Raw genomic sequence first — 13,662 nt, 5'->3', positions numbered from 1 at the left:
TTATTTTTTTCAACTTTTTATAATAGACTTATCTAAAAACAGATAAGCCGGTTATACCTTACAGCTTCACATTATGAAAAAGACATCATTAATAGGAGGAATCAAGGAAAATTTTCCTTCAGGACTCGTGGTATTTTTAGTAGCACTTCCGTTGTGTTTAGGAATTGCTTTAGCATCAGGTGCTCCCCCATTATCCGGTATTATTTCCGGTATCGTAGGCGGCCTGGTAGTAGGAACAATCAGTAATTCAAATATTTCAGTATCAGGACCTGCAGCGGGTCTGACAGCTATCGTTTTAACAGCAATAACAGATCTTGGCGCATTCGAACTTTTCCTTTGCGCAGGGATTATTGCAGGACTTATTCAATTGGTTTTAGGGTTTGTAAGAGCCGGAAGTATTTCCAACTATTTCCCGAATAACGTCATTGAAGGAATGCTGGCAGCCATAGGAATCATTATTATTTTAAAACAGATTCCACATGCATTAGGATTTGATAAAGATTATGAAGGTCACGAATCTATTTTTGATAACGGCCTGAATTTCGGATATTTTACAGAATTATTCGGAGCTATTCATCCGGGAGCCATTGTTATTACTTTAATTTCTGTAGCCATCCTTATTGCATGGGACAAAATCCACGTACTGAAAAGGATGAAAATGCTTCCGGGAGCATTGGTGGCAGTAATTGTAAGTATCCTTTTGAATCAACTCTTTAAGATGTCCGGAAGTTCTCTGGCTATCGAAACCCAGCATTTGGTTTCTTTACCGGTTCCGCAGACTTTTGATGATTTTAAAAATCTGATTACAACTCCGGACTTTAATGGATTCACCAATCCTAAAGTATGGATTGTAGGAGCAACGATTGCCATTGTAGCTTCTATTGAAACGTTACTTTGTATTGAAGCTTCGGACCGTTTAGACAGACAGAGAAGAATTACAGATACCAATCTTGAACTTAAAGCTCAGGGAATAGGAAACCTTATCAGTTCATTTATTGGTGGTCTTCCGATGACTTCTGTAGTGGTAAGAAGTTCTGCCAATGCCAATGCCGGAGCAACCTCTAAAATTTCCTCTATTATTCATGGAGTCTTTTTATTGATCTGTGTGCTTTCAATTCCTGTTATTTTAAATTTAATTCCATTAGCAACATTAGCTGCGGTATTAATTTTAGTGGGATATAAATTGGCAAAGCCAGCTACATTCAAACATTTCTGGCACTTGGGAAAATTCCAGTTTATACCGTTTGTAGCAACCGTGGTAGCTGTAGTGGCAACAGACCTGTTAAAAGGTGTAGGAATTGGTCTTACCATCTCCGTTTTCTATATCCTTCAGGGAAATATGAAAAGAGCTTACTATTTAAGCAGAGAAAGGCTGGATGACGCTGATGGGATCAATATCAAGCTGGCTGAAGAAGTATCATTTTTAAATAAGGCAGCCATCAAAAAAACACTTAAAAATATAAAACCCAACTCTACAGTCATTATTGATGCGAAAAGCACTTCCTACATTGCCACCGATGTATTGGAAATGATTCAGGACTTTGCCAATATCCGTGCAAAGGAACAGGATATCAATGTAGAGCTTATAGGTTTTAAAACTTCATACAGAGATTACGAAAGAAGTGAGGATTCCCATATTTTGGTTACTCACAAAAGAGCTATGTAATCCCAATAATTAATTAATTTTTTTAACTTTAAATTCGAAAACAATAAAAATATGAAAGCACATACATACGAAACACAGTCAACTATTACTCCTGAGAAAGCATTAGAATTCTTAAAAGAGGGAAACCAGAGATTTGTAAATAACCTTAAGGCAAACAGAGACCTTCTTGAGCAAGTGAATGCTACCCGCGAAGGACAATGGCCTTTTGCAGTAGTTTTAAGCTGTATAGACAGCCGTACTTCTGCAGAGCTTATCTTTGATCAGGGATTAGGAGATGTATTCAGTATTAGAATTGCTGGTAATTTTGTTAATCAAGACATTTTAGGGTCTATGGAATTCGGTTGTAACGTTGCCGGTTCTAAGCTTATCGTAGTGCTAGGACACACGAAATGCGGAGCTTTGAAAGGAGGTCTTGACGCGGCACAAATTGAAGGGCTGGGAATGGATAACCTGAACCATCTTATCAATCATTTCAACCCTATCATCAATGAGATCATTGAAGAGAACGAAGAACGCTCATCAAAAAACAGCTCACTTCTGGAAAGGCTTAATCATCAAAACGTAAAAAGTGCGATTGAAGATATCCGTAAGCAAAGTTCAACACTTAAAAATCTTGAAGCAGAGGGTAAAATTAAAATTGTTGGAGCAAATTATGATGTTGAGACAGGTGCAGTAACCTGGTTATAAGAAGTAACTTCATTACATTTCAATTATAATTTACAGAAAATGCCATCGGAATCCGGTGGCATTTATTTTTTATTGTTTTCCGATATACAATTTGTTGATTATAAACTATTCCAGCTGCTAAGTTTACAAAACAATTATATATTTCATTCACCTGTGCCCAAATGGCTTTACTATAATTTGGGCATATAATTAATTCTGTAAAAAAATAGTGCAAAAGCAATAACTGGTGTAGTTCCTCCAATACAGATATAGAATCCCGCTTCTGATGCTTTAAACTTTAGAATCCAGAATAACATCGCTACGATAAAGTAGGACACCACCAAAAATATGGAAGTTCCGGCTGCTATAATGTTATTAAGAGGTCTATAATACGGATGTTCATATATTTCCTGGATTTTCCTTTTTATATACTTCCTGTATGGAATTAAGGCTACTAATAACATCAAAATGTTAACTAAAAAGTTGAAAAGATCATTCATATAAATAAATTTTTATTGTGTTTTTAATGAAAGCAACTATATCCAACTTTACAGAGGAATAAATAGTAGTGGAGGTTAAGCTATCAATGAATATGGTATGGTTACTACCCATATAAGTTATTTTACCATAGTAAAGAGGAAGCTTAGATAGTCATATAGTGAAAAAATACAGTATCGTTTTAAGAACTATATCTTTTATAAACTCCCCCACTACATTTTTCAAATGTAAGAAATTAAGATTAAACATAATGTTGTCTCCAAGAATTATATCCTGCGACTAGATACCCAGCAAAAGCAGCAGTAAATATTACCAGCTGTCTCCTCATACTAACCTTCAATTCATTCATAGAATAAATGGTAATAGAGCAGAATATAATTAGCAATACACCTACAAGTATAATCCCTATCCTTTTGTTATTATTAGGGTAAATCTGAACAGCAATTATCGTACTGATTGCAACAATAATAAAAGGTTGTGTGAAATATGCAAACCAATTTTGTTTGGACATATTTTCAAACCCAATAATTGGAGCAACAAAATTGATTATTAAATTAAGTAAAAATACAACAATAAAGAATGCTGGAATAAAAGCTAAAAATCTCAAAGTTTTCATAGTTGTGATATTGATTCAATCCAAACTCAAAAGTGTAATTGGTGGAAAATAATGGATTAAAAAAAATATTATCCTTCTAAAGGAGTAAGTTACTATGATGCTTTACAAATGCTAAGGCTCTTAAAAAATAATGTAGAAGAGTACTCAGTTATTAAGTTGTGATATGAATTGTTGAATACTCTTACCGTGTTGTTTAAATTGTTTTCCGTTTACAAGTGTTATTAACAAATAGGTACCACTTCTATCTGAAACAGTTTCTATGTATGCTATCTGACTAGCATTAATAAATGTTTGATCGTTTAAAGATATGAATTTCATACGTATAAGTTTTACCAAATATAGTAAATCATTGACAAAATACATTTTATTGTGTTGACTTACCTCCTTAATTAATACCCGAGATTAATGTTTGACAATGGTTTTCTTGTTGACAGCCCTTCGACAAGCTCAGGGTGACAATCCGAATACCAGACGAAATTTTTAAGCGTTGTCAGGCTGAGCCTGTCGAAGCTATTAGTACTAAAAAGGATAGGTCATTAAATTTTATTGGTTTTATAATTATGCTACTGTTTACGTTCATCTATTAAATAATAGACACCAATATATTAAAAACAGGGGTTCTATAACTCTCCTTTTTTGCTTATAGATTATTATTTTGTGGTCTTTTACTGCCTGGAAATGGTTGCTTGTATTAAAATTTGTGGTTATATAACCTCATAATACCTGTTAAAGACCTACTCCAAGAAGTGTAAAACCATAGTGAAGCATTTTCAGACCACAAAAGATAATCCGATTATGTAAAAAAATATCCGGAACCAAGATCCGGATATTTTAAAATTTTATTTGTTCTCTTTTGGAAGCGTTTCATCCGTTTTGGGACTACTGCTTTTTGCGAAAAACTGTTTCAGGTCATTCTGTTTTACTTCAAACCCCGGTGATGCTGTTCCTGCTTTATAGGCTGTATAAGCATAATCTGTAAGAGCAGCCTGATAATTGTCATAGTCATGTAAGGTTTTAGCACTTTTTAGTCTCGTAATGAGGCTTTCCAGCCTGGTGATAAAACTCTCGTAATTTTGTCTGGAAGTAAGATCCCTGTCAAATTCTTCCCAGTCTATTTCAGAAGCACTTAAAGCAGGTTGATTTTTCCTGTAGTCTGATACTTTGTTTACCAGAAGCTTGTTCTGCTCATTAATACTTCCGTATTTCTGGCGGTCTTCCGGTGTAAGATTCACCGTAATGATAGCCAGTGCAGCTTCCAGTGAGGTAAGAGCTGTTTGAGCTGCTGTAAGCTGTTCAGCTGTAAGATGGGTGTTGTTTAGATTGGTGAGTGCCATTATTTGTGTTTTTTATTGGTTTTATTTTTTGAGGAGGTTCTCTATAAGCTTACTTTGAAGCTCTATCAGTTTCGATATATCTTTCTGGTTTTTTAGTATGGTATCTATTAATTCTTCAGAAACACTATGGTTAATGGTAACATTTCCTTGAATACTTCCAATTGCTTTATCTGTATTATTTTGAATAATTGATTTTTCATCCAGCAGATCATAGATGCTGGTTTCATGGAGATCTGCTATTTTTACAAGGTTATCAGTATTTGGTCTCGCCTGATCTGCTTCCCATTTATTGTACGCAGATTGTGATACACCAAGCATATTGGCGATCTCGGATTGTGACATTTTCTTACTATCTCTCAGTTTTCTCAGTTTGGTTCCCAGTGTTGTCATACCTTTTAAAATTACCACTAAAGTAATAAAAATTATTACTAAAGTATATTATGACTTCAGGTTTTTTCAGATACTTTTAAAAACCAATACTCACCATGATGTGATTATTGGTTTACATAAGAGGACTTCATGAATAGTAAGCTATAGATATTGCCACTTTTTTTGTCTGTGAACCCAATTAATATAAAAATTAAAATGCGACACGGTTTGTCGCTATCAGCCTGTAGCTTTGTATTCAGGAAAAATAAAAAACACAAAATAAGAAAATTTAAATATGGTCTACACTCTTACCGTAAAAACCCGGAAGTATAAATCCCGTTATTTTACGGATGATAAGGTTTTTACAAAATGCGTAAGTTCGCCTGAGAAAAGCAACAAATGAGGAAAAGAAATTCTGTATCTCCAAACACAATTTCTTGTATGCACACTATAAGGTTTACCCTTATTTTCTTTGTGCAGGGCTTTAAGCCAGAACGTCCCAGTGACTGAATAGCAATGTATCCTGATTTTGAATAATCGGGATGATACCTAAAATCCAATACTAAGAACGTATGAAAACATTCTATTTGTCAGGATAGCAAGATCCTGCATAAGATCCCATAATAAACGGGATACTTACCCATTATCAGTTAATACAAATTTTTAATTCTAAAAAGACACCAAAATGAAAAAAATCTATTTAGGTGCATTATTATGCACAGGGCTAAGCATATCCTATGCCCAACAAACTGAGGTCTACTTTAAGTATGACGAATCAGGAAGCCAGCGCTACCGGGGGCCAGACAATGCTCCCACGCTAAAAACCAACACTCTTGCTAAAACAGCACCTGTACCCAACCCTGCTATGGATGAAAAAACCTTCTGGAAACAGATCCGTTTATACCCGGTTCCTGTAAACGATGTCCTAACCATCGACTGGACCGAAGAAACAGACAAATTGATAGAATCTGTATCCCTTTATCAACATAGTACAGTTCATTGGAAATTTCAGCAGCTAAACTTACCAGAGCTAAACAAGCAGCTGAAAATAAATATGACAGGTTACGATTGGGGTGTATATATATTGCGCTTTACTCTAAAAGACGGACGAATCTTCAGTAAAAATATCACTAAAAGGTAATCGTTATGAAAAAGTACAATAACAAAATGCAGCTGTTTTCATCGCTTGTATTATCTTTTATATCTGTATTCTGTTTTTCTCAGACCCCGGCTCCGAAATTTCATGACACCAAAGGAAATATAGATGTTACCGGCGCAGGGCAGCTGCAATACACTCTTCCTATAGACCTTCCTCCGGGAATTAAAAATGCAGCTCCCGGCATCAGTTTGGTCTACGTAAGTGGTGGTGGAAACGGCCTGGCAGGCTATGGTTGGAATATTACAGGGCTTAGCTCAATATCAAGAGTCGGTAAAACACTTGAAAAGGATCGTATTACCAAAGGCGTACAGTTGGATTATTCAGATTATTACAGCTTTAACGGGCAGCGATTAATCCTCAAATCCGGGGAATATGGGAAAGACGGTGCAGAGTATGTAACAGAAAAGTATTCTAACTTAAGAATAAAATCTATAGGAAATATTACAGGACAAAGCTGGCAGGGACCTGAATATTGGGAGGTGACCTCTCCTGACGGTTCACAAACCTGGTACGGAGCTACAGCTTCGGGAAGCAGCCAGGCCAGAACGCCAATTGACTATAATATTGTCAAAACAAAGGATACTGATGGAAATTATATTACCTATAATTATACTTCCGAGGATAATGTTTCTGTAGTCAGTAGTATTGAGTGGGGAGGAAACGAAAACACGGGTACAAACCATATCAATAAAATTAATTTTAATTTTGCAACAAGACCATATCCGGAAACGGCTTACATCAAGGGAAATCTCTTTTCTCAATCGAAAATTCTTCAGTCTATTGTAGTCTTATCCAATAGCAAGCAATTTAAGAAATACAATATTGCTTACATGAACCATAGTGACAATCAATATAAGTTAATTGAAAAGATCACCGTTTCAAACAGTAATAATGAAGAAGCTAATCCTGTAAAGTTTACCTATGAAGAATCCATTTTTAAGAATAAAAACTGGGATAATTCGTATACAATCAGACCTGATGCGAATGATGTAGTGGGAGATTTTAATGGTGATGGATATCTTGATGTATTAAGGTATCACTCCCAAACTTCAAACAATATACCACAGGTAGGACTCTATCTTTATAATAATTATTTGAAGCATGCCTCTTACAATGGAGCTGCCATTACATATGTGGGCAATATCGTAACAGGAGTTAGCAATGCTGCCGTTGTTAATCTTAGAAAGGGAAATCTTATCCGAAATCGGCAGGGATTCGTGCTTAAAAAACAAGTGCTTAATACTTCTACTTCCAAAACAGACCTGGTACTTTCATTCTACGGACTTTCTGAAAATAACCAGCTGGTCCTGGATTATACGAAGACTATTCCTGGTGCCGATTATGATTTTTCAACGGGAACCATAAGTAATGGGATAAAGACAACCGTTACGGCTATCAGAAGCGTGGATTTTAATGGGGATGGTCTCAATGAGCTGGTTATTTCGTTAAGTGACAGGGAATGTTATCCGATGACTATTGATCCGGGATCCAGGCTTCCTCATGACTGTACCACTACAATGAGGTATTATGTGGCAGATCCTGATGAATCTATCCAAGGCAATGGTTGGTATTATCCGCTTGAGCTTTATCCTGATTATGATAAGCTTGATCAGGATGTATTGAAACAATACTGGTCAGGAGACTTCAATGGTGATGGAGTTTTTGACCTTATGAAGCTCAGCCAGGACTTAAAGCCTGTTTTGATCACTTTCCAGAAAAATTCTTCGGGGCAGTACGAGTCCTTTATAGCTCCTTTTAAACCCGCTAATGATGAAACGATCAAGGGCTACTGGCAAAATACTGTTGTAGGAGATTATAATGGGGATGGTCTTAGTGATCTGATGATGCCTGGCACTGCAACTTCAGCTATCTGGTATCTCTATACATCCAAAGGTAATGGCTTTAAGGAAGAAACCAAAGTTTTCTACCGTCCGGAGCCCACCCGAAGGATTACAACTGACCCTCAGACTAACAATCTCTTCGTGGCTAACCCAAGGACTTTTGTCGCCTATGATATTAATAATGACGGAAAAACCGAGCTTGTGATGCTGGAAGGGGGACGAAGTTATATTTATGATGCTAACCAGGACGGCGCCCAACCAGGATATAAATATAGGAGAAATTACACAGCGAAGGTAAAGATACTTTCTGCTTCTGCCGGGGAACTTCCTCCTATGGCCAATGTCTATGGTACATGGAATGAAGCGGTATATCTTAACGGTCAATATTATACAAATATTGAATTGCTACCGAACCGCAGGGACGTTGTAGGGCTTGCTGTAGACCAGTGGACCGGAGGAATGCTCAAAAGCGTAATGCTGGTATCTATGAATGGAGAAAATTATGGTTTTAACAATGAGCAGGAGGTTGCCTCCAGCTATTATATAGACATGGGACAAGAAACCCATATCAAAACGATCGAGCAGGGAGGAATAACCACAGAAATTTTTTATAAGTTTCTGGGAAACAACAGTGAACTGTATAAGCCAATCAAAACTGAAAACTATCCTTATGTTGGGATTGACCAGTCCTACGGCATATATGTAGTTTCTGAAATGACTCAAGCCCCATTAAGACCTGACCAGTTCCTCTCTGACCCTGAAAAGGTGAAGTTGAGACGGGAATTCAGATATAGGGGGCTTACTGCCAATATTCTTGGTAAAGGAATTGTTGGCTTTAAGAAAATGGCGAGATCCTCCTGGAGAAACTCACGGCTTGCGAGCACCATCATCTGGTCAGGAGTAGAAACTGATCCATTAAATGACGGTATTCCATTAAAAGAGTGGACTGTAAAATATAGTGGTGATGAAGCAATGATTTTTCCTGATGATCTCACAGAAAATAATACCCAGCTTTTAAGCTTAAAATCTACCGTTTACCAGACCATTAAACTCTTGAATGGGCAGCAAGTAACTTCTGTTTCCGATGCAGACAAGCCAAAGGTGGTGACTGTTATTCTGCCAGCAAGAAGCAGGGTAAAAGATTTCTTAACAGGAACTGTCAAAGAAGACAATATCATCTACGAACAGTACTACCTTCCACTGAAAACAGATTCCAAGGTTAATGACAACTATGGGGTTATAAGTTCTATATCTGAATATGAACATAATCCTTCGGGAAGTGGCAATGGTTATTATATTGGACGCCTGAAATCTAAGACAGTAACGCAGCAGGCCTACGGAGACAGCCAGTCCGGCAAAGACGAATATACCTATGAAAATAACCGTATCAAATCGTTGAAAAAATGGAACCGGAATAATACAGGCAATATCCTTGAAACCTATAGCTATGACGGTTTTGGAAATATCACTGGAAAAACACTTTCCAACAGCATAGATTCCCAGATCCGTACAACCACATCACAGTACGATCCCACAGGAAGATTTATCATTCAGAAAACAGACCACTTAGGATTACAGACACAGTTCGCCTATAATAGCTGGGGACAGGTGACGAGCCAGACCGACCCGTTAGGAAATACCCTTGTAAGCACTTATGATAATTGGGGGAAAATTCTTACCTCTGAAAGCAGTCTTCAAGGTATTACTACATATCTTTATGATAGAGATTCCAACGACAATGTAACGGTAACAAGAAACGAACCGGATGGTAATATCTCCAAAACATTGACCAACAAACTTGGGCAGGTATATAAGGCAACAACTAAGGCTTTTGGGTCGGGACAATATGTTTCGAGGGAAACGCAGTACGATGTTTTCGGAAGAAAAGTCAAGGAATCCGAACCGTATTTCGAAGGGCAAAGTGCCAGCAAATGGAATACCATTGGCTATGATGATTCTGTATATCCAGCGAAGGTAACGGCTACAGCATTTACAGGCAAGCAGACAGAAACCACGGTTTCCGGATTAACAACCTCTGTAAAGGAATCCAATACTGCAGATTATGGAAGAACAACGAGCAAAACGGATGATGCTTTAGGAAATACCATTACTTCCACCGATAAAGGGGGAACCATAAAATTTTCTTACAATGCAGCCGGAGAGCAGATCAAGGCGCAGTATGCCGAAAATACGGTTACCACACTGTATGATGTATGGGGCAGGAAAGTTGAATTTAATGATCCTTCCAACGGACTATACAAGTATGAGTATGACGGGCTTGGACAAGCTAAGAAAGCAATAAGCCCGAAAGGAACGAAAGAATACACCTACAATAATCTGGGGCAGCTGGTTTCCCAGAAAGAACTCTCAACTACAGATGGTGGGCAGGCAACAAACAAAACAATTTCTTTTGCCTATAACAACAAAGGAATGCTGATTTCAAAATCCGGAGTTTCTAAAGGCAATTCGTTCAGTACCGGTCTTACATATGATCCACAAGGAAGGCTATCATCTTCTACGGAAAACAGCAACAGCAGATATTATAAACATAAGAATATTATTTATGACAATAAAAACAGGGTAGTATCCTATGAAAAAGAACTGCAGTCGGGGATCACTACTTTAGTTGCGATTGAAAATATTTACAATACCTGGAATGGGGAATTATATCAGATAAAGGATAAAACGACCGGAAAAGTTCTCTGGGAGCTGCAGACAACCAACGCGATGGGGCAGGCACTGACTTCGAAGCTGGGAGCAGCGAATATTACAAATACATATGATGCAAATGGCTTTCTGACCAATACCAATCATTCATCAGCCGTAAAGCCTTCCATTCTGCAATTGTCTTATTCATTTGATGCTATTAAAAATGAACTTAAAAGCAGAACCACCGGAGGAGATCTCAGCATTTCTGAAAATTTTGATTATGACGATAATAACCGTCTTATCAACTGGACCAATCCAATAACAGGAATCAAGCCTCCTGCAAACAGAAATATATACGACATCAAAGGCAGAATAATGGAGAATGATCAGGTGGGTATAATGAAATTCGAAAATTCCACTAAAATTTATCAGACTACCGGAATGAGCCTTAATAATAGCGGTGTGCAGAATTATAATGGTGATCTTATCCAGACCGTTGTTTACAATGAGAATAATGACCCTGTACAGATAGATGGAGAGAAGGCTCGTATCAGCTTTGATTATGGATTAAGCAGTATGAGGCAGCGTGTAGACATTATAGAATTAAAACAGTCTCCGATACCTGGCCCCAAGCCTACTTATACATGGCAAAGTACGTTTACAAAATTCTATAATGAGGATGGCAGCTTCGAGGTTGTAACAGATCTTGTAAGCGCAAAAGAAAAGCATATTTTATATATTGGCGGTACTCCGTATGAATCTGATATTGTATATTTGAAAAACTTTGGAGAGAGCAGCGGTTCTTTTAAATTTTTGCACAAAGATTATATAGGCAGCATCCTCGCGATATCTGACCAGGCTGGAAACAAACTGGAACAAAGACACTATGATGCATGGGGTAATCTTACCCACCTGAAGATTGGGAACGGAGCTGTTAACACGAGCAGGGATGTCATTCTGAGCCTGTCGAAGGATCTTCTTATTGACCGTGGGTATACAGGACATGAGCACTTTACGAGCGTAGGCATCATCCACATGAATGGAAGATTGTATAATCCTCTTCTTAGAAGGTTCTTAAATGCGGATGAAAATATACAGGACCCTACCAATACCCAGAACTATAACAAGTACGGGTATGTGATGAATAATCCGCTGATGTACAATGACCCTAGTGGAGAGTTTATACCCTTACCCTGGGTTATTGGATTTTTTGTTGGAGGATATTTAAATGGCGTGGCTGCCAATAATGGCAACTGGAATCCCGGAAAATGGAATTGGCAGAAGTCGTGGAGTGCCGTATTGGGAGGTGCTATTGGTGGTATGGCAATCTCAGGAACACTGGGAACGATCACAAGCAACCCCGGAGCTATTAAGTTTATATTGCCAAGTATTGTCTCAGGAGGACTGAACTCCGCATTTACAGGTGGTAATTTTTTAGGCGGTGTTATTGGAGGAATAACATATGCCAGTAGCGTGTTTGAAAATAAAATGACCTTCACAGATATAACAGCTTTGGGCTATAAATATTTTGCTTCTACAGACGATAAGGATTTGTTTGATACAGAGTCAATTAGCATCAATGAAATTAAATCAAAATATCCTAGATATTATAAAGTATTAACTAAGCTTCATAGTTTCGTTTCTGGAAATGATATTATATCTCAAGCATTTATGGACAATTCTGAAGCATCTAGAGAGGAAATGCTAAAATTATTAAATATGGAAAGTATTCAGAAACTTCCAATTAAGATTGACGTAATTGAATCTGTATTTCATAGCGGTAATGGAAATGATTATAAGGATAAATGGAATGTAGGAGGTAAAACAAGTGCATATTCACCTTTTAATATTACAATTAACAAACTTAGAGTTATGACTCTGGAAAGGTTAACTGTACAAACGGCTATCAATGCTTATTCTTTTGCATTAGGTATAACTACTTTACATGAACTTGTGCATTATGTGAGATTTAAAAAAGGATTAGATAATTATAATTACGAATATGGAAACGCTTTTGAAAAACGAGCCACAGGAATATTTTGGCCTTACGATGAAAATTTATATAAAACAAATATGCATGGTTGGAAATTTTAAATATTTCGTGTTCATATTACTCTATATTACTTTGTTTTCTTGTCAAAATAAGAAAGAAAAAAATCAATTAGGTAAAGAACTAATCACTGAAAATGTCCCTACTTTATTAGATAATTTAGATTATTTTGATGTATCTGGAAGACCTTTATCTGTAGGTATTTATCAATATGTGGGTGAAATTAAATCAGATCAAAAAATGGTAGTTGAGAAATTTCAAAATAAATTCAATTTAAATAATGAAGAAATATTTAAACACCAAATAAAAATTGAACAAATTCCAAAAAAAATAGGAAATCATTTAATTTCTTTAAATACAGACAATAAATTTCATAAGAAAAGTGATATGATTAATATCTCTTTTGTTAATTTTATTATAAGTAAAAATAATAAATATGCATCAATTGAAGTAGTTAAATCTTTAGGTAGTGGAGCGAAATTTGAAATTTATCACTTTAAACAGGATAATGGCAAATGGATTTTTGTTGGGAAAGAAATAATAGGATTAGGCTAATAAAAAGCTTTTTCTTTTCCTTAATGTAATATCCCAAACCAAGAGAAACAATTTGAAAACAGAAGTAGGAGTATTCCTGCTTCTGTTCTTCTTATCACAAGCAATCCTGGAACTATTAAATTTGTACTACCAGGTATTGTTTCAGATGTAAGCCTGATAAACAACCCTCACTACAAATTTGTATCTGTAACCACAGGCAACCTTACAGAAGAAAAAAACATTAACCTCACAAGAATAGCGTAAACAGCAATATCTGATT

The 13,662-nt window shown here is 36.6% G+C and carries 9 protein-coding genes; 5 read left to right on the top strand and 4 right to left on the bottom strand.

What is annotated here, in order from left to right:
* Positions 1–73 precede the first annotated feature (73 nt).
* Together REB14_RS14310 and REB14_RS14305 are read left to right on the top strand one after the other, a co-directional pair.
* Positions 74–1,666 carry a SulP family inorganic anion transporter gene (locus tag REB14_RS14310; RefSeq protein WP_079240140.1) on the top strand — a complete coding sequence of 531 codons (1,593 nt, stop codon included), beginning with the start codon at positions 74–76 and terminating at the stop codon, positions 1,664–1,666.
* Between the two features lie 51 nt (positions 1,667–1,717).
* On the top strand, positions 1,718–2,353 hold the full coding sequence (locus tag REB14_RS14305) for a carbonic anhydrase (RefSeq protein WP_034691487.1): 636 nt from the start codon (positions 1,718–1,720) through the stop codon (positions 2,351–2,353).
* Positions 2,354–2,523: 170 nt separating this feature from the next.
* Here REB14_RS14305 and REB14_RS14300 read toward each other — a convergent pair whose 3' ends face one another.
* The 4 genes from REB14_RS14300 to REB14_RS14285 all read right to left on the bottom strand — a co-directional run bounded on the left by REB14_RS14300 (position 2,524) and on the right by REB14_RS14285 (position 5,170).
* Positions 2,524–2,832 carry a hypothetical protein gene (locus tag REB14_RS14300; protein ID WP_309522495.1) on the bottom strand — a complete coding sequence of 103 codons (309 nt, stop codon included), beginning with the start codon at positions 2,830–2,832 and terminating at the stop codon, positions 2,524–2,526.
* A gap of 239 nt (positions 2,833–3,071) precedes the next feature.
* Positions 3,072–3,446: a hypothetical protein gene (locus REB14_RS14295; protein WP_309522494.1), complete on the bottom strand. Its 375-nt coding sequence runs from the start codon at positions 3,444–3,446 to the stop codon at positions 3,072–3,074.
* Positions 3,447–4,285: 839 nt separating this feature from the next.
* Positions 4,286–4,780, bottom strand: a complete 495-nt coding sequence (locus tag REB14_RS14290; RefSeq protein WP_309522493.1) for a hypothetical protein — start codon at positions 4,778–4,780, stop codon at positions 4,286–4,288.
* A gap of 21 nt (positions 4,781–4,801) precedes the next feature.
* Positions 4,802–5,170 (bottom strand): helix-turn-helix domain-containing protein, encoded by a 369-nt coding sequence (locus REB14_RS14285; protein WP_309522492.1) that lies wholly within the window; start codon positions 5,168–5,170, stop codon positions 4,802–4,804.
* Between the two features lie 664 nt (positions 5,171–5,834).
* Here REB14_RS14285 and REB14_RS14280 point away from each other — a divergent pair.
* From REB14_RS14280 to REB14_RS14270, 3 genes are read left to right on the top strand one after another with little or no spacing between them, the layout of a single operon-like run.
* Complete coding sequence (locus REB14_RS14280; RefSeq protein ID WP_309522491.1) at positions 5,835–6,290, top strand: hypothetical protein; 456 nt, start codon at positions 5,835–5,837, stop codon at positions 6,288–6,290.
* Positions 6,291–6,295: 5 nt separating this feature from the next.
* Positions 6,296–12,892 carry an RHS repeat-associated core domain-containing protein gene (locus tag REB14_RS14275; RefSeq protein WP_309522490.1) on the top strand — a complete coding sequence of 2,199 codons (6,597 nt, stop codon included), beginning with the start codon at positions 6,296–6,298 and terminating at the stop codon, positions 12,890–12,892.
* Positions 12,876–13,403, top strand: coding sequence for a hypothetical protein (locus REB14_RS14270; RefSeq protein ID WP_309522489.1), 528 nt, complete (start codon positions 12,876–12,878; stop codon positions 13,401–13,403). The genes REB14_RS14275 and REB14_RS14270 overlap by 17 nt, the downstream gene beginning before the upstream one ends.
* Positions 13,404–13,662 lie beyond the last annotated feature (259 nt).

The organism is Chryseobacterium metallicongregator (assembly GCF_031324065.1).
In the GTDB taxonomy this organism is placed as follows: domain Bacteria; phylum Bacteroidota; class Bacteroidia; order Flavobacteriales; family Weeksellaceae; genus Chryseobacterium; species Chryseobacterium metallicongregator.
This window is presented reverse-complemented; position numbering and strand designations above follow the sequence as displayed.